We start from the raw sequence: 22,851 nt of genomic DNA, 5'->3' as shown, positions 1-22,851 counted from the left end.
GATCCGTGACCGGGTGCTGCCGTCCTCGAAGCTGAAGGGCGTCGCCAACGTCCTGATCTTCCCCAATCTCGACGCAGCCAACATCGCCTACCAGTTCGCCAAGGTGCTGGCGGACGCGCTCCCGGTCGGCCCGATCCTGATCGGCGCCGCCAAGCCGGTGCATATCCTCACCGGCTCGGTCACGGCACGCGGCGTCGTCAACATGACCGCCGTCGCCGTCGCGGAGGCGCAAGGGCGCGCAGCCGCCGGGGCCGGCGAATAACCCTTGGGAGGCCGAGGCCAGGCAGGAGGAGAGACAAGGCCGGATTGCTCGCATCACCTGCGGGCAGCGAAAGCTTTCCGTAGCCTACGGCTCGAATAGCGAAATAAGATCGCAGGAACTCAGAATAGGCATGACGAGCAGGAGGAAATGCCATGCGTGGCCGGCAAGACGAAGATGCCCTCGAAACCCGAGAGTGGCTGGATGCGCTGGCTGCCCTAGAGGCACATCGTGGCAAGGAGCGGGCGAACTTCGTCGTCAACGCCGTGGTCGACGCCGCCCGGCGCGATCGGCTCTATGTGCCGCAATCCCTGACCACGCCCTATTGCAACACGATTCCGCCGGGCGAACAGCCGCCCCTGCCGGGTGATCGCGCGATCGAGCACAAGCTGCGCTCGATCATCCGCTGGAACGCGCTCGCCATCATCCTGCGTGCCAACAAGACGAGCTCCGAGCTCGGCGGCCATATCGCCAGCTTCCAGTCGGCGGCGACGCTCTACGACATCGGTTTCGGCCATTTCTGGCATGCGCCGACGGAAGAGCATGGCGGCGACCTGATCTTCGTGCAGGGCCACTCCTCGCCCGGCATCTATGCCCGTGCCTACCTCGAAGGGCGCCTGACCGAGGAGCAGTTGCTCAACTACCGGCAGGAGACGCAAGGCAAGGGCATTCCGAGTTATCCGCATCCCTGGCTGATGCCGGATTTCTGGCAGTTCCCCACGGTTTCCATGGGCCTTGGCCCGCTGATGGCGATCTACCAGGCGCGCTTCCTGAAATATCTGGAGAGCCGCGGCTTCGCCAACACCGAGAACCGCAAGGTCTGGGCCTTCATGGGCGACGGCGAGATGGACGAGCCGGAATCGCTCGGCGCCATTTCCCTCGCCGGCCGCGAGAATCTCGACAACCTCGTCTTCGTGATCAACTGCAACCTGCAGCGCCTGGACGGCCCGGTGCGCGGCAACGGCAAGATCGTGCAGGAGCTGGAGAGCGTCTTCCGCGGCGCCGGCTGGAACGTCGTCAAGGTGCTCTGGGGCACGGGCTGGGACCGGCTGCTGGAGAAGGACAAGTCCGGCCTGCTGCTCAAGCGCATGGAGGAGTGCGTCGACGGCGAATATCAGGACTTCAAGAGCAAGAGCGGCGCCTATGTGCGCGAGCACTTCTTCGGCAAATACGCGGAGCTGAAGGAACTCGTCGCCGACATGAGCGACGACGACATCTGGAAGCTGACGCGCGGCGGCCATGACCCCGCGAAGGTTTTCGCGGCCTATACGGCGGCGGTCCAGCACAAGGGCCAGCCGACGCTGATCCTGCCGAAGACGGTCAAGGGTTATGGCATGGGCGAATCCGGCGAAGGCCAGATGATCGCCCACCAGGCCAAGAAGATGACCGCGAGCGCCCTGAAGGGCTTTCGCGATCGTTTCCAGATCCCGGTTTCGGACGAGGATCTCGACAAGGTCCCCTTCATCAAGCTGCCCGAAGACTCACCGGAAATGCAGTATCTGCGCGCCCAGCGCGCAAGGCTTGGCGGCTCGCTGCCGCAGCGCCGCCGCAAGTCGGAGGCGCTGGAAATCCCGCCGCTCTCGACCTTCCAGCGCTTGCTGGAGAACACCGGCGAGCGCGAGATCTCCACGACGATGGCCTTCGTGCAGATGCTCGGCAGCCTGGTGCGCGACAAGGTGATCGGCAAGCGCATCGTGCCGATCGTGCCGGATGAATCGCGCACCTTCGGCATGGAGGGCATGTTCCGCCAGCTCGGCATCTATTCCTCGGTCGGCCAGCTCTACCGGCCGCAGGACGCCGACCAGCTGATGTACTACCGCGAGGACAAGACCGGCCAGGTGCTGCAGGAGGGCATCAACGAAGGCGGCGCGATGTCGAGCTGGATCGTCGCCGCGACCTCCTACAGCACGAACAACGTGCCGATGATCCCGTTCTACATCTTCTACTCGATGTTCGGGCTCCAGCGCGTCGGCGATCTCGCCTGGCTCGCCGGCGACATGCGGGCGCGGGGCTTCCTGCTCGGCGGTACCGCCGGCCGAACCACGCTGAACGGCGAGGGGTTGCAGCACGAGGACGGGCACAGCCACATCATGGCGGGCACGATCCCGAACTGCGTCTCCTACGATCCGACCTTCGCCTATGAGGTCGTGGCGATCATCCGCGACGGGATGCGCCGCATGTATCAGGATCAAGAGGACGTCTACTACTACGTCACCCTGATGAACGAGAACTACGCCCATCCCGGCATGGCCGAGGCGGCGGCCGGCGAGGCGACCGAGGAGGGCATCCTCAAGGGCCTCTATCTGCTCAGGAAGGGCCAGGCGCAGAAGTCGGGCCTGACGGTCCAGCTGATGGGCTCGGGCACGATCCTGCGCGAGGTCATCGCCGCGGCCGATCTGCTCGCCAAGGACTTCGGCGTCGCTGCCGACATCTGGAGCGCCACCAGCTTCAACGAGCTCAGGCGCGACGGCATGGCGGCCGAGCGCTGGAACCTGCTGCATCCGACAGGGGAGCGGCGCAGGAGCTGGGTGGAGGCCCAGCTTGCCGGCCATCAGGGACCGGTCATCGTCTCGACCGACTACATGCGCAACTACGCCGACCAGATCCGCGAATACGTCCAGGCGGCGGGCAAGCGCTACAGCGTGCTCGGCACGGACGGGTTCGGCCGGTCCGACTATCGCGTCAACCTCCGCCGGTTCTTCGAGGTCGATCGCTATTACGTCGCCGTCGCTGCGCTCAAGGCGCTGGCGGACGAGGGGGCGCTGCCCGCTTCGGTCGTCGCCGATGCGATCGCCAAATACGGGCTCGACGGCGAACGCCCGGCGCCGTGGACCGTCTGACAACGCCATTCGAGGACAGAGCGATGAGCCATTCGATCGACATCAAGGTCCCCGATATCGGCGACTTCACCGATGTTCCCGTCATCGAGATCTTCGTGAAGCCCGGCGACCATGTGAAGGCGGAAACGCCGCTGCTGGCGCTGGAATCCGACAAGGCGACGATGGAGGTGCCGGCGCCCCGTGCGGGCGTGGTGAAATCCGTCGCCGTCGCGGTCGGCGACAAGGTGAGCGAGGGCACCGTTATCCTGCAGCTCGAAGAGGCGGGCGGCGAGGCGGCGGAGGCGCGCCCGAGCGTCAGCGCGGCTCCGGCGCCGGTCAGCTCCCCGGCGGGTCTCGCCGAGGTGCGCATTCCCGATATCGGCGACTTCAAGGACGTGCCGGTCATCGAGATCTTCGTGAAGGTCGGCGACAGCGTGAAGGCGGAGGACCCGCTGCTGGCGCTGGAATCCGACAAGGCGACGATGGAAGTGCCGGCGCCGCTCGCCGGCATCATTAGCGAGGTCAAGGTGCAGGTCGGCGACAGGGTGAGCGAGGGAACCATCGTCCTGTCGCTCTCGACTGGCGCTGCCGCGGCGACGTCAGCTGCTATGCCGGCCCAGGCCCCGGCTGCTGCCCCGGCGCCCGCTGCCGCAGCGCCCGGCGCGATCGACGAGAAGGCCTTCGCGCTTGCTTATGCCAGCCCCGCCGTGCGCAAGCTCGCCCGCGAGACCGGAGCCGATCTCGGCAAGGTCAAGGGAACCGGTCAGCACGGCCGCATCACGCGCGAGGATGTCGAGGCCTTCGCCAAGGGCGGCGGCGTGGCGGCGCCCGGGAAGCCGGCGGCCGCGGCACCAGCCGGCGGCGGTGTCGGGGGCATCGACCTCCTGCCCTGGCCGAAGGTGGACTTCGCCAAATACGGCCCGGTCGAGCGCAAGGAGATGGGCCGGATCAAGAAGATCTCGGCCGCCAACCTGCATCGCAACTGGGTCGTCATCCCGCATGTCACGACCCATGACGAGGCGGATATCACCGATCTCGAACAGTTCCGCGTCCAGATGAACAAGGAGCTGGAGAAGAGCGGCGTGAAGCTCTCGCTGCTGCCCTTCATGGTGAAGGCGGCGGTCTCGGCGCTGAAGAGGTTCCCGGAGTTCAACGCCAGCCTCGACGGCGACACGCTGGTCTACAAGAACTACTGGCATATCGGCTTCGCCGCCGACACGCCGAACGGGCTGATGGTCCCGGTCATCCGCGACGCCGACAGGAAGACGATCCCCGAGATCGCCAAGGAGATGAACGAGCTCGCCAAGCTCGCCCGCGACGGCAAGATCAAGCCGGACCAGATGCAGGGCGGCACCTTCTCGATCTCGTCGCTCGGCGGCATCGGCGGCATCTACTTCACGCCGATCATCAACGCGCCGGAAGTCGCGATCATGGGCGTGTGCAAGAGCTACTGGAAGCAGCATTCGCCGGACGGCAAGAGTTCCAGCTTCCGCCTGACGCTGCCGCTGTCGCTCTCCTGGGACCACCGCGTCATCGACGGCGCGGCCGCGGCCCGCTTCAACGTCCACTTCGCCAATGTGCTCGCCGACATGCGGCGCGTGCTGTTCTGAGTCGGGAGCTTCAACATGGCGAACCAGATCGATGTGACAGTTCCCGATATCGGCGACTTCAAGGATGTCGCCGTGATCGAGGTGATGGTGAAGCCGGGCGAGACGATCGCGGTCGATACCGGGCTGATCATGGTCGAATCCGACAAGGCCTCGATGGAGATTCCGTCTTCGGCGGCCGGCGTCGTGAAGGAGATCAAGGTCAAGGTCGACGACAGGGTGAGCGAGGGATCGGTGATCCTGACGCTGGAGGCCACCGGGGCCGCGGCAGCCAAGCCCGCTCCGCAAGCCGCGGCGGCTCCCGCGCCCGTCGCCGCTCCGGCAGCGGCAAGCTACGGCGGCAAGGCCGACATGGACTGCGAGGTGCTGGTGCTCGGCGCCGGGCCGGGCGGCTATTCGGCCGCCTTCCGCGCCGCCGATCTCGGCATGAAGACCGTGCTCGTCGAGCGTTACTCCACGCTCGGCGGCGTCTGCCTGAATGTCGGCTGCATTCCGAGCAAGGCGCTGCTGCACACCGCCGCCGTGGTCGACGAGGTCGCGCATCTCGGGGCGCATGGCGTGACCTACGGCGCGCCGCAGATCGATCTCGACAAGCTCAGGGCCTTCAAGGACGGCGTCATCGGCAAATTGACCGGTGGCCTTTCCGGCATGGCCAAGGCCCGCAAGGTCGAGGTCGTCACCGGGGTCGGCTCCTTCCTCGATCCGCATCATCTCGAAGTCGAGACAGCGTCCGGCAAGAAGACCATCCGCTTCGCCAAGGCGATCATCGCGGCCGGCTCTCAGGCGGTGAAGCTGCCCTTCCTGCCGGAGGACGATCGCATCGTCGATTCCACCGGCGCGCTGCTGCTGCGCTCGATCCCCAAGCGCATGCTGGTCGTCGGCGGCGGCATCATCGGCCTCGAGATGGCGACGGTCTATTCGACGCTCGGCACGCGCGTCGACGTGGTCGAGATGCTCGACGGCCTGATGCCGGGTGCGGACCGCGATCTCGTCAAGGTCTGGGAGAAGAAGAACGCGCCTCGCTTCGACCATGTGATGCTGAAGACCAGGACCGTCGGCGCCAAGGCGACGGAAGCTGGCATCGAGGTCTCCTTCGAGGGTGAGAAGGCTCCAGCCGGTCCGCAGCTCTACGATCTCGTGCTCGTCGCGGTCGGCCGCTCGCCCAACGGCAGCAAGATCGGCGCCGAGAAGGCGGGCGTCGCCGTTGGCGATCGCGGCTTCATCCCGGTCGACAAGCAGATGCGGACCAATGTCTCGCATATCTTCGCGATCGGCGATATCGTCGGCCAGCCGATGCTGGCCCACAAGGCGGTGCACGAGGCCCATGTCGCGGCCGAGGTCGCCAAGGGCGAGGCCTCCTTCTTCGACGCCCGGCAGATCCCCTCGGTCGCCTATACCGACCCGGAGATCGCCTGGGCCGGCAAGACCGAGGAGCAGTGCAAGGCGGAAGGCATCAAATTCGGCAAGGCTGTCTTCCCCTGGGCGGCGTCGGGCCGCGCCATCGCCAATGGCCGCGACGAGGGCTTCACCAAGCTGATCTTCGACGAGGCAACGCACCGGGTCATCGGCGGCGGTATCGTCGGCACCCATGCCGGCGACCTGATCGGCGAGGTCTGCCTCGCCGTCGAGATGGGTTGCGAGCCGGCCGATATCGGCAAGACCATCCATCCGCATCCGACGCTCGGCGAATCCATCGGCATGGCCGCCGAGGTCTTCGAGGGCCATTGCACCGATCTGCCGCCGCAGAAGAAGAAATAGCGGGCGGGTTTTCCGGCGCTGAACCACGAAACCGTATCCAGGCGGGGCGCACGGCCTTGTCTACCCGCGCTTCTGAAAGGCTTGATCATGTCTGAGTGGAGCGACTTCAAGCGGGACATCGTTGGCGTGAACGACGGGCTGGTCACCACCGAGGTCGCGCCCTTCGGCGGAGTCAAGGAATCGGGACTGGGCTCCGAGGGCTCGAAATACGGCCTGCAGGACTATCTCGACATCAAATATACTTGTGTCGGAGGGCTTGCGTCTTTGTCGCGATGAGGTGTCGATGCGATTGTTCGTGGAGTGGTAAATATTTCTCTCGCTTTCGTCAAAAGATCAGCCTAATCGCAGAGTCGTTTGAGCGATTAAGGTAGAATTTTGATCATATCCAATAGTTATTATGTAACTTTCAGTCAGTTGTGAATTGATTCAATAATGTGATATGGTTCACAAGTGGCCTTTCATTATATTGCGGTGTTGACCAGATTCTAGTTGCGCTGCATGATATCATGGTGGCGCGAAGCCTTCGTCGAACGTGAATGCGATGTTGCCTCTAGCACATCGCCACTCGGCGCAGCCCGGTGCTGAAAATTCAGGATTCCCACGAAAATTCGTCTCGAGGTCTCATGCCGAGCTCTGCTTCCGCTCCGTTTGCGCTTCGCCACACGGCAGGCGCGGTCGAATTCCCTGTACACCACATGCGAGGCGGCACCTCGACCGGGCTTGTGCTGTGGGAACCGTTACTGCCTGAGTCGCTGCCCCTGCGTGAGGAACTGCTGCGGCAGCTGATGGGCGTTCCCCTGGAAGGCGAATTGACCGGAAACCGGCAGATCACAGGCCTCGGACGTGGGCCGGCTACCAGCAACAAGGTGTTTCTGGCGCGAGTGGAACAAGCTGGCGGACAGTGCGGTATCGTCAGCACCCTGGCTCAACTGGCGGCCGAGCACGGTCGTATCGACTGGAGCGTAAATTGCGGCAACATGTCGTCCGCCCTCCTGCTGTGGGCACTGGATTCCGGCTTGATCACGGGTCGCGAAACGGGCGCGGTTGAGGCAGAGATCGCCAACACCAACACGGGGGTGGTCACCACCGCTCGCATGCAGCGCCAAGCAGAAGGGCGCTTCGCGGTTGCCGAAATTCCCGGCGTCTCCGGCGCCTATCCGCTCGTCGACCTGTTCCTGCACGATCCTACGGGCAGCAAGACGGGCCGCCTGCTGCCCACCGGCCAAACCTCCGACCAGATCGCGGGCTGCACGGTCTCCTGCGTAGACGTGGCCGTGCCCATGGTCATCGCCGATGCCGCCGATTTCGGCAAAACCGCTCACGAACCGCTCGCTGCGCTTGAGGCCGACGCCGATTTCATGCGCCGCTTCCGACAGGTCTGGGTAGAGGCCGCGCTACGCATGGGCCTGCGCCGTAAGGACGGCAGCGCCATGAGTCGCGCCGATATCGAGCGCAGCGAAACCATTCCCAAGGCCTGCATCGTCGGACAAGCGAACGCCGGTGGGCACTTGGCGGTGCGCTACTTCACCCCGCAGACCGCTCACGCCTCGATGGCCGTCTCGGGAGGCTGCTGTTTGGCAGCCGCCGCGCTCATTCCTGGAACCGTCGCCAACCGGGTTGCCCAAGACCTGCCGACGGTAACTCCACAATACGCGGACCTCGGCGTAGCGATCGAAAACCCGGCCGGCCTGCTCGATACCGTGCTGGATGCTCGCATGATCGATGGCTCGCTCGACGTCCGCCGCGCTGCTTACCGCCGCAGCGCCCAGATCCTGCTGCGCGGCCATGTGCCGCTCTATCGCGCTTCCAGTGCTCTCGTGGAAGCGCTCGATGCTGCCAGCAAGGCTGATGCGAGGGGAGCGGCTCCCGCACACCCGTTGGCCGACTAGGATGTGTGGACTCTTGGGGTCCGCAAGAGTGTTAGGCTGTGATTCAAAGCTGTCTTTTGGAAGGCAGCTATGGGCGTTCTGGACCACCTGATTCTTCGGGACGATCAGTGGGAGCGGATGTCTGCCCACATCATCGGCGACGAGCGCGCGCGGCTCTCGTCTGGCGGTGACAACCGCATGTTCGTCGAGGCGGTGTTGCGGATCGTGCGCGCCGGCTCGCCCTGGCGCGACTTGTCCGGGGCGTTCGGCGGCTGGGACAGTGCCTTCCGCCGCTTCAGCCGCTGGAGCCGCAAGGGCGTCCCTGTCTGGCCTCACGGCAAACCAGTCAGGAGCTTCAATGTCCTCAGTGAACCAATCGCCGAAGAGGCCGAGCAGCCTACCTAGATCAAGGAACAGCTCGCCAGGTTGCCGGTGTTGCATTGGAACACCGGCATCAATGGTACGGTTCTCATGGTGGACAGCAAACGATAAAGCCCGCCGGAGAGGCGGGCTCTAATACGAGCTAAGTCTTTAAAGAAAATGGCGCGCCCGAAAGGATTCGAACCTCTGACCCTCAGATTCGTAGTCTGATGCTCTATCCAGCTGAGCTACGGGCGCGTGGCAGCGAAACGGTCTTGAAGGCCGTCATCGGCTGACGGATGCGGACTTAACGGCTCCCGCTGTGCTTGGCAAGCCCGATTTGCCGACTTCCTTCGCTTTCTTGTCGAACCTTGTGACAAGCGGTGGCGAAGAGACTATCAGCCCCGCTTGCCGCGCAGGAGCAGCGGCTGCAAGGCATCCTGTCTTGCCCCGTCATCGCTCGCCCCGCTGTCCGGCACAGCCAGGTGGCGGCTGCCATGCCGCGATTTCGGCAGTTTCTCGGCGATGCCGTAGAGCTCCTCGCGCCGGTCCATCTCGCGCCAGACCTCGCCGGGCGTGATGCCGAGCTCGCTCCAGAGCACGACGAGATTGTAGATGAGATCGGCGCTTTCGCGGACCACTGCCGGGCGATTGTTCTGCACCGCCTCGATCCCGACCTCGACGGCTTCCTCGCCGAGCTTCTTGGCCATTTTCGGCGCGCCTTCGCGGATCAGCTTGGCGGTTCGCGACAAAGCGGGGTCGCGGCCGCGGGCCGAAAGCACGGCCGCGTAGAGTTTCTGCACCGAATCGGTCATCGATCCAGAATCGGGCCGCCATGTAAGGGTTTCATGACGGTCCAGCCGCTTGCGCCGGGCGCTCATCGCGCGACACCCGCGAACTGGCGGACCACCTCACGGTAGACCTCGCGCTTGAACGGGATGATCAGCTCCGCCGTCTCCGCGAGCGGCACCCAGCGCCAGGCGTCGAATTCCGGCTTGTGGCCGCCGCCGGGGTTGAGGATGTCGATCTCGCTCTCGTCGCCATCGAAGCGGAAGGCGAACCATTTCTGCGACTGGCCGCGATAGCGCCCGCGCCAGGCCTCCCTGCCGATCTCGCGTGGCAGATCGTAGCTCAGCCAGTCCGGCGCTTCGGCGAGCAGCGAGACCGAGGAGACATTAGTCTCCTCGCGAAGCTCGCGATAGGCCGCCTCGATCGGCTGCTCGCCGGCATCGATGCCGCCCTGCGGCATCTGCCATTCATGACCGGGGGCGGTGTGCTCGCGCTGGCTGCGATTGGCCCTGCGGCCGACGAAAACGAGCCCGGCCGGGTTGAACAGGGCAAGGCCGACGCAGGGGCGGTAGCCGGCGGGCGGTTTTGTCATCGCAGCGAACCGGTGGTGGAGGGGTTGCGGAAGCCGCGGGCGGCGCTGACGGGTACGAGGATCAGGTTCTTGCCCTCGAGCGTGCGGGCCCAGCGGGTGATGCGCTCGACCGTGACGGGCAGGGCGCTGGCGGTGGCGACGGCCGTGCCCTGGTCGCGGGCGAGCGTCTCGAGACGCTGCAGCTCTTTGTCGATGGTCTCAGGCCGCGGGACGGTATCGAGCGAAAGATCGGCCTTGAGCGCCGGGATCTGCGCGCGCGTCGCTGCGGAAGCGAGCAGGCTGCGCGGCGAGGAACCGTCGTCGACGACCATCAGCCCGCGCCCGGCGAGCTCGCGCAGCAGCGGCGTCAGGGCCATGTCGTCGGCGGTGAGGCGGCCGCCGAGGAAATTGACGATGCCGACATAACCGGAGAAGCGGCCGAGCACCCATTGCAGCCGGTCGAGGTTGTCGCTGCCCTTCTGGCCGGTGAGGAGGGTATGCGGACCGGGGTCGTTGTCGGGGTAGTCGAACGGCTCCATCGGCACCTGCAGGAAGACCTCGTGGCCTTCACTGCGGGCGCGCTGGACCGTTTTCTCCAGCTCGGCGCCATAGGGGGCGAAGGCGAGCGAGACGGGGCCTGGCAGGCGCGCGATCGCCTCGCTGGTCGAGCTCTGGCTGATGCCGAGCCCGCCGACCAGGATGGCGATCCGGCCGGCCGGCTTGCCGGCGGGGGCAGGGCCGAGCGGGCGGGCATAGACCTGCGCCGGTGTCGCGCCATCCGGGCCGATCTTCGGCAGGAGGCCGTGCCGGGTGCGCTCGACCAGGCGCTTGTCCGGCGCCGGAGCGAGCTTGACCGCGCCATCGTCGGGGACGGTGATGATGATCGCGCCGGGCGCGTCCGAACCCGGGCGGACGACGGTGACGCCGGATTCGGTTTCGAGCTGGCTGGCGCTGGCCGGGCCGCGCCGGTCATCGCGCTGGGCGGGCTCGGGCGGAGCCTTGGCGATGTCGGGTGCGACAGGGCGCTCGCGGATCATCGCAGTCGCGATCGGTTCGCCGCCATTGGGATCGCGTTTCAGCGCCGCGTAGAGGATGAGACCGACGAAGAGAGCCGCCAGCCCGCCGGTCAGGCCACGCCAGAGCCAGCGCCCATAGGGCTTCGACGCGTGCGTGGGCTTCGCCTGCCCGAGCGGCTGGTCGAGTTCGCTGAGCGGCAATCCGGCCAAGAGGCGCCGTCCTCTTCGACGTCACAACATCTGCGAATCAGTTCGCAGCGCTAGAGTCGGATGATTCGAGCCGGAATCAATCGCCAATCGGCCGCAAGGGAAACAATCTCCTGCGGCCGTTGCGCAAGTGCCGAATAGCTGGGCCAGAAAGGGCCTGCGGGCTCAGTCGGACTTCTTTTCTCCGTCGGACTTGCCGGCCTCAGGGGCCGGGGCGGGCGTGGCAGGCGCCGGCGTCGCCGGCAGGGCGACGTCCTTCTTGCCGCGCAGCAGGTTGAGCGCCGCGGCGAGCTGGGTGTCCTTGGCCGGATCGATCGGAACATAGGACGGCGAGCCGGCCTGCTCCTCCTTGCCATCGCCATTGCGCAGATGGCCCTTGAGCGAGGCCTCGCCCTTGTTCTCGACCTTGTCCTTCAGCTCGGCCGGCACGTCCTGGATGATCTCGATGTCGGGCGTGATGCCCTTGGCCTGGATCGAGTTACCGGACGGGGTGTAGTAGCGCGCCGTGGTCAGCCTGAGGCCGCCATTGTCGCCGAGGCGGATCACGGTCTGGACCGAGCCCTTGCCGAAGGAGCGCGAACCCATGACGGTGGCGCGCTTGTGGTCCTGCAGGGCGCCGGCGACGATCTCGGCGGCGGAGGCCGAGGAGCCGTTGATCAGCACGACGACCGGCTTGCCCTTGGTCAGATCACCCGACTTGGCGTTGAAGACCTGGGTCTCCTCGGCGTTGCGGCCGCGGGTCGAGACGATCTTGCCACGCTCGAGGAAGGCATCGGAGACCAGCACCGACTGGTCGAGGCGCCCGCCGCGATTGTTGCGCAGGTCGATGATGTAGCCCTTGATCTTGTCGAAGCCGATCTCGGCGTTGACCTTGTCGAGCGCCTTGCGCAGGCCCTCATAGGTCTGCTCGCTGAAGGTGCCGATGCGGATGTAGCCGACATCGCCCTCGACGCGCTCCTCGACAGCCGGGACGACGATATTCGACCGGGTCAGGGTGAATTCCAGCGGCTCGGTCTTGCCGGTGCGCTCGATCGTCAGCTTGACCTGCGTGTTGATGATGCCGCGCATCTTCTCGACGGCCTGGTTCAGGCTGAGGCCCTTGACCTCGTCATTGTCGATCTTGCGGATGATGTCGCCGGCCAGGATGCCGGCCTTGGCGGCGGGCGTGTCGCGAATCGGCTTGGCGACCTTGAGAACCTCGTTCTCCATCGTCACCTCGATGCCGAGCCCGCCGAACTGGCCGCGCATGTCGATGTCCATGTCGCGGAAGCTCTTGGCATCGAGATAACCCGAGTGCGGATCGAGCGAGGAGACCATGCCGTTGATGGCGGCCTCGATCAGCTTCTGCTCGTCCGGCTTCTCGACATAGTCGGTGCGGATCTTCTCGAAGATGTCGCCGAACAGGTTGAGGCTGCGATAGACCTCGGCCGAGGCCGCGACCGCACTGGTCGAGGAGAGCAGCTTGGTCTGGGTCACCACACCGGTGAGCCCCGCGCCGGCGATGGCGCCGACCAGAACGAGAGAAACCTTGCGCATCATCCGCGAGCCTTTTCGCCTTGCGATTTCGTCCACCACGGCGTCGGATCGATCGAGACGCCGTCTTTCCTGAACTCGATATAGAGGACCGGCTCGCCGGTCCCCGCTCCCACATTCGTCGCGGCCGCTTCCGCAGTCTCGCCCATCACCGCGACCGGCTCTCCGGCCAGCACAAACTGGTTCAACGATACGTCGATGCGCTGCATGCCCGCCAGAAGAACATAGTAACCATTGCCGGCATTGAGGATCAAGAGTTGGCCAAAGGAGCGGAACGGCCCCGCGTAGACCACCCAGCCATCGGAAGGTGACGAAACCACGGCATTGGCGCGTGTGGAAAGCGAAATTCCACGCGTTGCGGCGCCAACTTCGTCCGCCGCACCAAATCCACGCAATTGTGAACCGGCGACCGGCAAGGGCAACATGCCGCGCAATTCCTGGAAGGCCGCCTTGGGCGCGAGCCGGGCCGGGTCGCGGAAGGCGAGCTGGGCCATGCGCTGGCGCTGCTCCTGGGTCTCCGCTTCGAGCGCGCGGCGGGCGGCATCGGCGGCGCGATTGGCGGTGGATATGTCCTTCTCGATGCGCTCGACGAGATCGCGCAGTGTTCTTGCCTGCGCCGCGAGTTCGCCGCCGGCGGCCCGTTGTGCCTCGATGTCCTGGGCAGCGCTCGTCTCGCGGGCGCGCCTCGCTTCGATCAGAGAGGCCAGGCGACGGCGCTCGCCCGCCAGCCCCTCCATCTCGCCGGCGATGCTCTTGCGCTCCTCGGCGATGGCTTCGCGCAGGCGCACCAGCTCGGCGAGATCGGTGCCGAGAATGGTGATCTCCTGGCGCAGATCCGGGACGACGGCGCCGAGCAGCATCGAGGCGCGCACCGCTTCGAGAATGTCCTCCGGGCGGACCAGCACGGCCGGCGGCGGCCGGCGGCCGATGCGCTGGAGTGCCGCCAGCACCTCGCCGATCAGGCCGCGCCGGCTCTCAAGCGAGCGCCTGATCGCGGTCTCGCTGGTCTGCAGCAGCGAAAGGCGCTGCTCGATGCCGGCGATGCGGCCTTCGGCGGCTTGCGTGCGGGCGGTGGTCTCGAGCAGGGCCTGGTTGAGCTTGGTCCGGTCGGCGCGGATGCCGGCGATCTCGGCCTCAAGCTTGGCACGAGCCTCGGCGCTGCCGGCGAGCCGCTCCTCGATCGCCTTGAGCTCGGCCTCGCGGGCGCGCTTTTCCTCGCGCTTCTGCTCGGTGTCGCGGGCGCTCTGGTCGGCTTCAGGGGCGGGGGCGGTTTGAGCCGCTGCATGGCCGGCCGACAGGCAGGCGCATAGCAGCACCGGCCAGAGCCGGAGCGTGCGTGCGATTCGAATCAGCCGGGAACGGCGGGTCATGCGCGATGATAAGGATGTCCGGCCATGATCGTCATCGCTCGATAGAGCTGTTCGAGCACGAGCGCACGCACGATCTGATGTGGCATGGTCAGCGCACCGAAGGAGAGCACCAGCGCGGCACGTTCGCGCAGTTCGGCGTCGAGCCCGTCGGCCCCGCCGATCAGCAGGGTTGCGGCCGGTGTGCCGGCGTCGCGCGCTGCCGCAAGGCGATTGGCGAAAGCGTCGCTGTCGAGGCTCCTGCCGCGCTCGTCCAGGGCGATGACGAGGCCGGAAGGCGGCAGGCGCTCGCCGATCAGCTTCGCCTCCTCGCGGCGGCGTTCCTCGGTGCGCCGGCCACGGCCCTCAGTGAGCTCGACGACCTCGGGGCCGCTCAGGCCGAGCCCGCGGGCCAGGCCTTGCGCGCGTTCCTGATAGCGGGCGCAGAGATCACGTTCCGGCCCATCCTTGAGACGGCCGACCGCGATGACCGACAAGCGCACGCTAGATCGCCACGCGTCCGTTCGGACGCAGATATGGCGATCTAGCATTTTGGCTGGGCATCGGATTATCCCGAAAACCGGATTCCACTTTTCGGTCCGATGCCAAGGTGCTCAGCCGTCGAGGCGCTCGCGGGGCCGGTCGGCGCCCCACATCTTCTCGAGATTGTAGAACTGGCGCACTTCCGGACGGAAGATGTGGATGATCAGGTCGCCGGTGTCGATCAGCACCCAGTCGCAGGCGGGGAAGCCTTCGACCTTCGGCGTCTCATGGCCGGCCTTCTTGAAGGCTTCGACGAGGCTGTCGGAGATCGAGGCGACATGGCGGTTGACCCGGCCGGAGGCGATGATCATGGCGTCGGCCAGCGAGGTCTTGCCGACGAGGTCGATCACGGTGGCGTCCTCGGCCTTCATGTCGTCCAGGACCTGCAAGGCGAGCGCGATGCTGCTCGCGGCGGGGTTCTCGGTCATGGCGGCCGGGGGAAGCGGCTCGGTGCCGGCTTCGCCGATGGATTGACGGTTCAGAGCCGTATCCTCACGTGACGACGCGCTCATGGCGCGACGTCCCAATTTAAGCGTCGGAGGGGGCAAGTTCAATTGGTTTCGGCGAGTTCGCGCAGATAGGTCGAGGATAGATCGGAGCGCCGGCCGTGCAGGAAGATCCAGGCGGGCGGGGTGCGCACCGGCAAGGCGGCGCCCTGATTCTCCGATAAACGCCAGCGCGCCATCCAGTTGGCGGCGGGCGAGGCGATCGAGCGATGGGTCGAGCCGGGGCGGTCGATCACCGCGATCGGCATCATCCTGGCGATGGCGCGCCATTCGTTCCAGCGGTGGAAATTCGCGAGATTGTCCGAACCCATGATCCAGACGAAGCGCACGCCGGGGCAGCGGCGCTTGAGCTGGCGCAGCGTGTCGGCGGTGTAGCGGGTGCGCAGGGTCGCCTCGATGCCGGTGACGTTGATGTGGCCATGGTTGGCGAGCGCACGGGCCGTTGCGATGCGCTGCGTCAGCGGCGGCAAGGCGTGATTGTCCTTCAGCGGGTTGCCGGGCGTGACCAGCCACCAGACGCGGTCGAGCTGGAGCCGGCGCAGTGCCGTCAGGCTCGCCATGCGGTGGCCGTCATGGGCGGGGTTGAAGGTGCCGCCAAACAACCCGATGCGCAGACCGGGGGCGTGCGGCGGCAGGCGCAGCTCCTCGGCGCTCACGGGCGGACCTGACCCTGGCCATGGACCCGGTATTTGAAGGAGCAGAGCTGCTCGACGCCGACCGGGCCGCGCGCATGCATGCGCCCGGTGGCGATGCCGATCTCGGCGCCGAAGCCGAACTCGCCGCCATCGGCGAACTGGGTCGAGGCGTTGTGCAGGACGATCGCCGAATCGACTTCGGCGAGGAAGCGGGTCGCAGCCGCCTCGTCCGCGGTCACGATCGCGTCGGTGTGGTGCGAGCCATAGGTCTCGATATGCGCGATCGCGGCGTCGAGGCCGGGCACGAGCTTCACCGCGATGATGCGGTCGAGATATTCGGTGCGCCAATCCTCTTCGTTCGCCGGCGTTACACGCGGGTCGACGGCGAGCGTCGCCGCGTCGCCGCGCACGACGCAGCCCTCGTCGAGCAAGGCGGTGACCAGCAGCTTCAGATGCGTCGCCGCGCAGGCTTCGTCGACCAGCAGCGTCTCGGCGGCGCCGCAGACGCCGGTGCGGCGCAGCTTGGCGTTGATGAGGATCGCGCGAGCCATGGCGAGATCGGCTGCGCCATGGACATAGACATGGTTGTTGCCGTCGAGATGGGCGAAGACCGGCACGCGCGCCTCTTGCTGAACACGCGCCACCAGGCTCTTGCCGCCGCGGGGCACGACGACGTCGACAGTGCCGCCCAGCCCTTTCAGGATCTCGCCGACGGCGGCGCGGTCGCGGCTGGGCACGAGCTGGATCGCCTCGCGCGGCAGGCCGGCGGCCGCGAGGCCATCCTGCATGGCGGCAGCGATCTCGGTGGAGCTGCGGAAGCTGTCGGAGCCGGCGCGCAGGATCGCGACATTGCCGCTCTTCAGGCAGAGCGCGCCGGCGTCCGCCGTGACATTGGGGCGACTCTCGAAGATCACCGCGACGACGCCGAGCGGAGTGGCGACGCGCTCGAAGACAAGGCCGTTGGGCTGGGTCCAGTTCGCCAGCACCTTGCCGACCGGGTCGGGCAAGGCAGCGATATCGGCGACGGCCTGGGCGATCGCTTCGAGGCGAGCATCGTCCAAGGCGAGGCGGTCGATGAAGGAGGCGGCGAGGCCGGCAGCGCGCGCATCGGCGAGATCCTGCCGGTTGGCGGCGAGGACCGCCGGAGCGCGCTCACGCAGGGCCTCGGCCATCGCGGCGAGGGCGCGGTTGCGCTGCTCGGCCGATGCTGTGCCGACGCGGCGCGCCGCAGCGCGGGCACCCCGGCCGAGCCCGTGCATCAGCGCGGCGACATCGCCGTTCTCATTATCGGGCGCGGGGACGCGCTTGGCGTTCTGCCGTGCGTTCTCTTGGGTCATCGCCACCCTGAACTCTGCTTAGGCATCGGGATCGTAGCCGAGGCGCAGCGCCATGTCGTCCCGGTGAATCATCTCGGCGCGACCGGGATAGCCGAGCACGGCCTCGATATCGCGGGAGGCCTTGCCGAGCACGCGCACCGCCTCGTCCGCATCATAGGCGACGAGGCCGCGGCCAAGCTCGCTGCCGTCACTGGTTCGGATCATCACCGCGTCGCCGCGGCTGAATGAGCCCTCGATCCGGGTGACGCCGACTGGCAGCAGGCTGGCGCCGCCACGCAGGGCGCGAGCGGCGCCGTCGTCGACATGCAGCGTACCGCGTGGTTCGAGCGAGCCGGCGATCCAGGTCTTGCGGGCGGTGGCGGGCGTCGAGGCGCTGAGGAACCAGGAGCAGCGCGCGCCCTGCGCGACCGCGCGCAGCGGATTCTTGGCCCGGCCGTCGGCGATCAGCATATGGGCGCCGCCGGCGGTGGCGATCTTGCCGGCCTCGATCTTGGTGCGCATGCCGCCGCGCGAGAGCTCGGAGGCGGCGCCGCCGGCCATCGCTTCGATCGCGGGCGTGATTGCCGCGATGACCGGGATATGCCTGGCATCCGGGCTGGAGAGGGGCGGGGCGGTGTAGAGCCCGTCGATGTCGGAGAACAGCACCAGCAGGTCGGCGCCGGCCATGGTGGCGACGCGGGCGGCGAGCCGGTCATTGTCGCCATAGCGGATCTCGGAGGTGGCGACGGTGTCGTTCTCGTTGATCACCGGGACGGCGCGCAGGTCGAGCAGGCGCCCCAGCGTCGCGCGGGCGTTGAGATAGCGCCGGCGCTCCTCGGTGTCGGCGAGGGTGAGCAGGATCTGGCCGGCATTGAGCCCGTGATGGCCGAGCGCTTCCGACCAGTTGCGGGCGAGCGCGATCTGGCCGACCGCTGCCGAAGCCTGGCTTTCCTCGAGCCGGAGCGGGCCGGCCGGCAGCTTCAGCACGGTGCGGCCGAGCGCGATCGCGCCGGAGGAGACGACGAGCACGTCGGCGCCGCGGCCATGCAATTCGGCGAGATCCTCGGCGAGCGCCGCGAGCCAGGCATGGCGCAGGCGACCCTGCGCCCGGTCGACGAGCAGGGAGGAGCCGACCTTGACGACGATGCGGCGGAACTGATCGAGGGCAGGCAGGTTCACGGGCGGACCGGGCTTCGGATGGGCAGGACAACGCCCGCCGCCGTTCCTTGGCCAAATTGCTGGCGTTGTAAAGCAGCGCGGGCGCAATGCTGTTGTGCCGGGCGCGGCGTCCTCTACAGCGGCGCGGTAACCACGCGTGCTGTCCAGTAGAGCTGATAGGCGATGTGCAGCAGGGCCATTGCGAGCTGCAGGCGCTTGTTGGCGTAGAGCGAGGCGAGCAGGCAGAGTCCGAGGCCGAGCGGAACCTGAATGAGATAATCGGCGCTGTAGTGACTCCACCGTGCCGGCCCCTTGAGGGCGGTGTCGACGAGGTCGAGGACGAAGATCAGCGCGAAGAGCCCGAAGAACCAGCGCCGCCGGTTGAGGAAGTAGTCCTCGTAGTCGGCGTATTCGTCGAGATCCTCGGGAAACAGCAAGGCGCAGAGCAGGAAGAGCGTCAGCGCGTAGACGATCAGGAAGATGAAGGTGCCGAAGCTCAGGCTCGGCAGCCGGGACAGCGCGAACTCCCACCACCAGAACAAGGCGAGCTCCGCCAATAGGGAGAACACCCAAAGCAGGTGGATGACCGAGAGACGGTGGCGCTTGGGATGCTGGATCAACCGGGCGATGCCGGTGAGCAGGCGGGTGATGCCGAGGCCGATCACCATGCCGATGACGATGCGGATATGGGGGAAGAGCTCGTTGGCGGCTTGCGAATCCATGATGCCCGGCGCGATCGAATGATGACTCGAGGGTGCATGGCGGGTCGTTCCATGCCAAGAGGCCGACCTGCCGCGGGTTCGCTATGCGCCGAGCGGGACACAATTAGGGGTGGCGCTGGTCTGGGATTTCTGCTACCGCGGCGCACAAATCCTAAGGGTCGGGCGTTGCCTGACCCTTTTTCCTTCCATCCTGCAAAGCTGGAGACACGGATGCAGGTTCTCGTGCGCGACAACAATGTCGATCAGGCCATTCGCGTTCTGAAGAAGAAATTGCAGCGCGAAGGCGTGTTCCGCGAGATGAAGCGTCGCGCTTCCTATGAGAAGCCGTCTGAGCAGCGCGCTCGCGAGAAGGCTGAGGCCGTCCGCCGCGCCCGCAAGCTCGCCCGCAAGCAGGCTCAGCGCGAAGGCTTGATCGCCGCGCCGAAGCCGAAGGTGCTCAAGCCCCGCGCTGCCAGCGCAGCGGCCCCGCGCTGAGTTCAGTACCAAAAACCCGCGAGTTGCCGTAAGCGCAGCGCGCGGGCGGCATCTTCGCCCATGTAAACCCCGAGAAGGCCCACCTTGAAGAACCCGAACGACCGCCATTTCACTGATCGCCAGGCCAATTCCGCGAATGCGAAGAAGGCCCTGCTGGAGCGCTTCAAGAAGCGTCCCGGACCAGACGATCCGGTGATGGTGCAGCGTCGGGCCGAGCGCGAGGCGATTGCCGCCGCGCGGGCCGAGCGCGATGCCAAGAAGGAAGCCGAGCGCCTGGAGGCCGAGCGTATCGCCGCCATCGAGCAGGCTGCGCGCGAGGAGGCCGAACGCCTGGCCGAGATCGAGCGCGAGGTGCAGCGCAAGGCCGAGCAGGCCAAGCGCGACGCCGAGCGGCCGCGCCGCGTCCTGCTCGAAGCCGTGCAGTACATGGAGATGCGGGTCGCCGGTAAGCGCCGCTGACTTCGACGTTCCGATCGATTTCTGATTGCTGACGGCGCTGCACCTCGTGCGGCGCCGTTGCTTTTTTTATGGCTGAGACCTGCGTTCGTTCGAAAACAATCAGCCCTCATCCTGAGGAGCCGCGCAGCGGCGTCTCGAAGGATGGTCCAGTTGGTTCCGGAGGCTCTTGAGCATCCTTCGAGACGCGATCCTTTGGATCGCTCCTCAGGATGAGGGCTTCAGGGAGGTCCAACGGGCCTACTGCTCGGAGCGGATGTCCTGGCCGCAGCGGAAGCCCGGCGCCTTCTCGTCGGCGAGGCGGCGGGCGGCGGCATTCGCACCTGGCTTGCGGGCGTCGACGCTGCCGATGATGCAGGAGGAGGCGCCATCCGCAGCGAGCCGATGGACGACGAGCCGGCTGCCATCGAGCTTGCCGACGCTCGCGCCGGTGGCGTAGCGCAGGATCGCCGCCTGCGGCCGGCCGCCTTTGGGGCCGCGCCATTCGATCGTCCGGCCGGCCTCGAAGAAGGCGGCCTTGTCGGAGATCGTTTCCTGCAGCGCCTTCGTGCCGAACTCGACCGCCGATGAATCGTCGCCGGCGGTCCAGATGACGCTGATCCCGGCCTTGCCGGGGCAGCGATGCACTGAAACCGGATCGCCATTGCCCTTGTCCTTGCGGCATTTCGCGTAGTCATGAGTCGTATAGCTGCTCGCCCATTGCTCGGCGTGCAGTGGCGCTGTCAGCACGGTTGAAAAGCCGATGGCGAGAGCGATGTGTGCGATCGTCATGGCGAATTTTCTCCGGTCGGCGATGGCTGATCCGACGATATCCAGCGCCCGCCGGCAAGCCGTGGCGCGCAAGCGCGAAGCGGAACCCGACGGCGATTCGGGAATTTTTTATGCGACCCGCGCGATTCCGGTCCTGCGACCGACAAGTCTCGTGCATGGCGAACAGTTCGCCACCCGGCTATCCATTCGGAGAATGAACATGACCCGCACCAAGAAGAGCTTCGCCGCCGCCGTCGCCGCCCTGGCGCTGGGCGCTTCCGTCTTCGCTGCCGATGCCGAAGCGCGCCCGCGCTACTATCGTGGCGCCGCGATCGGTGCCGGCGTCGTCGGGGCCTTGGCCCTCGGTGCCCTCGCCGCCGGTGCGGCCAGCGGCCCGGCCTATGGCTACTATGACGACGGCTATGCCCCGGCCTACGCTCCGGTCCGCCGCTGCCATTTCGTCGATCGCGTCAACTACTATGGCGAGGTCATCGGCACCCGCCGCGTCTGCCGCACCTACGACTGAGTTTCTCCCAGGGCCTCCTCCCCGGCCCGACATCCTGGCCCGCCGGTTCGCCCGGCGGGCCTTTTTCATGTCCGAAGGCGCCTCAGCCGCCGGTCGACATCGTCAGCGGCGGCTTCACCTCGGCGGGAACCGGCGAGGTATAGCCGCCATCGGCCGCGACGCGCTTCTGGAAGTCGGCCTTGGCGGCGGCCATCAGCGCCGGATCGGTCAGCACGGCGGCGCCGGTCGCGGCCATCGCCTTGGCGACCTGGATCATCGCCTTGTGCGCCGCCGGCATCTTGCCCTGCGCCACCACCTGCCAGGTGTGGAAGGGCGTGCCGATCGCGACGGTCGGCGCATGCGCCTGCACGGTCGGGACGACCCAGCTGACGTCGCCGACATCGGTCGAGCCGATCGCCGGGTTGCGCGGGGAATCGAGCGGCACCGTGAAATCGGCGAGCTCGGCATCGGTCTTCTGCACGCCGATCGCGCGCCAGACGGCGGCGATATCCTTCTGCGACAGGGTCGCGCGGATCTGGCGGGCGAACTCCTTGTCGGCGTCGTCGAAATGCGGCGGGCCGAGATCTTCCATGATGCCCTGCAGCGCCTGTTCCAGCGGGCCGTTGCCGACGACGTTGGAGACGGCGCTGACGATCTTCATCTCCATCGTCGTCTCGGTCATCAGCGCCGCGCCCTCGGCGATCTTCTTGACCCGGCCGACCAGCTCGAGCATCCCCGGCAGATCGCGGGCGCGGATCGAATAGCGCACGCGGGCATGGGCCTGGACGACGTTGGGGGCGATGCCGCCGGTGTCGAGCAAGGCGTAATGGACGCGCGCATCGCTCGGCATGTGCTCGCGCATATAGTTGACGCCGACGCTCATCAATTCGACGGCGTCGAGCGCGCTGCGGCCGAGCTCGGGCGAGGCTGCGGCATGCGAGGCGCGGCCGGTGAAGATGAAATCGGCGCGGGTATTGGCCAGCGAGAGCGGCGGGGTGACTTCCCAGAAGCTGCTCGGGTGCCAGGAAATGGCGATGTCGGCATCCTTGAAGGCGCCGGCGCGGACCATGAAGGCCTTGGCGGCGCCGCCTTCCTCGGCCGGGCAGCCGTAATAGCGGACGCGGCCGGGCAGCTTGTTCTCGGCGAGCCAGTTCTTCATCGCGGTCGCGGCCAGAAGGGCGGCCGAGCCGAGCAGGTTGTGGCCACAGCCATGGCCGTGGCCGCCGGTCTCGATCTCGCTGTGCTTGGCGACGCCGGATTCCTGGCTGAGGCCGGGCAGGGCGTCATATTCGCCGAGGAAGGCGATGACCGGGCCGCCTTCGCCGGCCTCGCCGATCACTGCGGTCGGGATATCGGCGACGTTTTCGGTGATCCGGAAGCCCTGGTGCTGGAGCTCCGCGACATGCTCGGCGACCGAGCGCTTCTCGGTGTAGCAGACCTCGGGAATGGCCCAGACCCGGTCGCTGAGTTCGATGAAGCGCTCTTTGCTGGCGTCGACGTGACGCCAGAGGTCGTTGCGATTGTCCATGACTTGTCTCTCTGGAGGAGGAAGACTCGTCTCCTTTTCGCAAGCCGGGGCTCATGCGTCCAGCAACCGTGGGGCATGGCGGGGCTGCCCCGTGGCATTCTTATGCGCTTGCTTTTCGGCGCCGC

The 22,851-nt window shown here is 66.7% G+C and carries 21 protein-coding genes, 1 tRNA gene and 2 pseudogenes; 10 read left to right on the top strand and 14 right to left on the bottom strand.

Annotated features, from left to right (window positions below):
* The 7 genes and pseudogenes from AC1DS0_RS23940 to AC1DS0_RS23910 all read left to right on the top strand — a co-directional run.
* Positions 1-262, top strand: a 262-nt coding sequence (locus AC1DS0_RS23940; protein ID WP_476816732.1) for a phosphate acyltransferase, incomplete at its 5' end; no start/stop codon positions are given.
* 152 nt (positions 263-414) lie between these two features.
* Positions 415-3,099, top strand: a complete 2,685-nt coding sequence (gene aceE, locus AC1DS0_RS23935) for a pyruvate dehydrogenase (acetyl-transferring), homodimeric type (protein WP_476816731.1) — start codon at positions 415-417, stop codon at positions 3,097-3,099.
* Between the two features lie 23 nt (positions 3,100-3,122).
* Positions 3,123-4,688, top strand: coding sequence for a dihydrolipoyllysine-residue acetyltransferase (locus AC1DS0_RS23930; RefSeq protein WP_476816730.1), 1,566 nt, complete (start codon positions 3,123-3,125; stop codon positions 4,686-4,688).
* Between the two features lie 15 nt (positions 4,689-4,703).
* Complete coding sequence (gene lpdA / locus AC1DS0_RS23925) at positions 4,704-6,443, top strand: dihydrolipoyl dehydrogenase (RefSeq protein ID WP_476816729.1); 1,740 nt, start codon at positions 4,704-4,706, stop codon at positions 6,441-6,443.
* A 117-nt stretch (positions 6,444-6,560) separates the two neighbouring features.
* A pseudogene (locus AC1DS0_RS23920) lies at positions 6,561-6,719 on the top strand (aldehyde dehydrogenase family protein); the annotation flags it as partial.
* 302 nt (positions 6,720-7,021) lie between these two features.
* On the top strand, positions 7,022-8,332 hold the full coding sequence (locus AC1DS0_RS23915; RefSeq protein WP_476816728.1) for a PrpF domain-containing protein: 1,311 nt from the start codon (positions 7,022-7,024) through the stop codon (positions 8,330-8,332).
* Positions 8,333-8,401: 69 nt separating this feature from the next.
* Positions 8,402-8,632: pseudogene (locus AC1DS0_RS23910) on the top strand (transposase); the annotation flags it as partial.
* Positions 8,633-8,852: 220 nt separating this feature from the next.
* On the opposite strand, the gene AC1DS0_RS23905 reads toward AC1DS0_RS23910, so the two are convergent.
* From AC1DS0_RS23905 to AC1DS0_RS23850, 12 genes are all read right to left on the bottom strand, one after another.
* Positions 8,853-8,929 (bottom strand) — tRNA-Arg (locus AC1DS0_RS23905).
* 140 nt (positions 8,930-9,069) lie between these two features.
* Positions 9,070-9,486 (bottom strand): phosphoribosyl-ATP diphosphatase, encoded by a 417-nt coding sequence (gene hisE, locus AC1DS0_RS23900; RefSeq protein ID WP_476816727.1) that lies wholly within the window; start codon positions 9,484-9,486, stop codon positions 9,070-9,072.
* A 62-nt stretch (positions 9,487-9,548) separates the two neighbouring features.
* Positions 9,549-10,052: an RNA pyrophosphohydrolase gene (locus AC1DS0_RS23895; RefSeq protein ID WP_476816726.1), complete on the bottom strand. Its 504-nt coding sequence runs from the start codon at positions 10,050-10,052 to the stop codon at positions 9,549-9,551.
* The gene (locus AC1DS0_RS23890; RefSeq protein WP_476816725.1) at positions 10,049-11,257 is read right to left on the bottom strand and encodes a divergent polysaccharide deacetylase family protein; all 1,209 of its coding nucleotides are present in this window, start codon (positions 11,255-11,257) and stop codon (positions 10,049-10,051) included. Before AC1DS0_RS23890 ends, AC1DS0_RS23895 begins: the two co-directional genes overlap by 4 nt.
* Before the next feature lie 162 nt (positions 11,258-11,419).
* Positions 11,420-12,790 (bottom strand): S41 family peptidase, encoded by a 1,371-nt coding sequence (locus tag AC1DS0_RS23885; protein WP_091838379.1) that lies wholly within the window; start codon positions 12,788-12,790, stop codon positions 11,420-11,422.
* A complete protein-coding gene (locus tag AC1DS0_RS23880; protein ID WP_476816724.1) occupies positions 12,790-14,157 on the bottom strand; it encodes a murein hydrolase activator EnvC family protein in 1,368 nt (455 codons plus the stop codon). Before AC1DS0_RS23880 ends, AC1DS0_RS23885 begins: the two co-directional genes overlap by 1 nt.
* Positions 14,154-14,636 (bottom strand): 23S rRNA (pseudouridine(1915)-N(3))-methyltransferase RlmH, encoded by a 483-nt coding sequence (gene rlmH, locus AC1DS0_RS23875; RefSeq protein WP_476816723.1) that lies wholly within the window; start codon positions 14,634-14,636, stop codon positions 14,154-14,156. Before rlmH ends, AC1DS0_RS23880 begins: the two co-directional genes overlap by 4 nt.
* Before the next feature lie 111 nt (positions 14,637-14,747).
* Entirely contained in the window at positions 14,748-15,104 is a 357-nt protein-coding gene (gene rsfS / locus AC1DS0_RS23870) for a ribosome silencing factor (RefSeq protein WP_193219571.1), read from the bottom strand.
* Positions 15,105-15,226: 122 nt separating this feature from the next.
* Entirely contained in the window at positions 15,227-15,838 is a 612-nt protein-coding gene (locus AC1DS0_RS23865; protein ID WP_476816722.1) for a nicotinate-nucleotide adenylyltransferase, read from the bottom strand.
* Positions 15,835-17,076 (bottom strand): glutamate-5-semialdehyde dehydrogenase, encoded by a 1,242-nt coding sequence (locus tag AC1DS0_RS23860; protein WP_476816738.1) that lies wholly within the window; start codon positions 17,074-17,076, stop codon positions 15,835-15,837. Before AC1DS0_RS23860 ends, AC1DS0_RS23865 begins: the two co-directional genes overlap by 4 nt.
* A gap of 96 nt (positions 17,077-17,172) precedes the next feature.
* The gene (gene proB, locus AC1DS0_RS23855) at positions 17,173-18,312 is read right to left on the bottom strand and encodes a glutamate 5-kinase (RefSeq protein WP_476816721.1); all 1,140 of its coding nucleotides are present in this window, start codon (positions 18,310-18,312) and stop codon (positions 17,173-17,175) included.
* Between the two features lie 113 nt (positions 18,313-18,425).
* Complete coding sequence (locus AC1DS0_RS23850; RefSeq protein ID WP_476816720.1) at positions 18,426-19,013, bottom strand: hypothetical protein; 588 nt, start codon at positions 19,011-19,013, stop codon at positions 18,426-18,428.
* Positions 19,014-19,223: 210 nt separating this feature from the next.
* Here AC1DS0_RS23850 and rpsU point away from each other — a divergent pair, with 210 nt between their 5' ends.
* Both rpsU and AC1DS0_RS23840 read left to right on the top strand, forming a co-directional pair.
* Positions 19,224-19,487: a 30S ribosomal protein S21 gene (gene rpsU / locus AC1DS0_RS23845; RefSeq protein WP_091838241.1), complete on the top strand. Its 264-nt coding sequence runs from the start codon at positions 19,224-19,226 to the stop codon at positions 19,485-19,487.
* 84 nt (positions 19,488-19,571) lie between these two features.
* The gene (locus tag AC1DS0_RS23840; RefSeq protein ID WP_244543923.1) at positions 19,572-19,946 is read left to right on the top strand and encodes a DUF6481 family protein; all 375 of its coding nucleotides are present in this window, start codon (positions 19,572-19,574) and stop codon (positions 19,944-19,946) included.
* Between the two features lie 237 nt (positions 19,947-20,183).
* On the opposite strand, the gene AC1DS0_RS23835 is transcribed toward AC1DS0_RS23840, so the two are convergent.
* Positions 20,184-20,714 (bottom strand): hypothetical protein, encoded by a 531-nt coding sequence (locus AC1DS0_RS23835; RefSeq protein WP_476816719.1) that lies wholly within the window; start codon positions 20,712-20,714, stop codon positions 20,184-20,186.
* 199 nt (positions 20,715-20,913) lie between these two features.
* Here AC1DS0_RS23835 and AC1DS0_RS23830 point away from each other — a divergent pair, with 199 nt between their 5' ends.
* Positions 20,914-21,219 (top strand): hypothetical protein, encoded by a 306-nt coding sequence (locus tag AC1DS0_RS23830; protein ID WP_244624135.1) that lies wholly within the window; start codon positions 20,914-20,916, stop codon positions 21,217-21,219.
* An 82-nt stretch (positions 21,220-21,301) separates the two neighbouring features.
* Here AC1DS0_RS23830 and AC1DS0_RS23825 read toward each other — a convergent pair whose 3' ends face one another.
* Positions 21,302-22,726 (bottom strand): M20 family metallopeptidase, encoded by a 1,425-nt coding sequence (locus AC1DS0_RS23825; RefSeq protein ID WP_152015228.1) that lies wholly within the window; start codon positions 22,724-22,726, stop codon positions 21,302-21,304.
* Positions 22,727-22,851: the final 125 nt, after the last annotated feature.

The organism is Allobosea sp. P4_H5 (assembly GCF_056400825.1).
The sequence above is the reverse complement of the archived record's forward strand: the minus strand, read 5'-3'. Positions and strand labels throughout refer to the sequence as shown.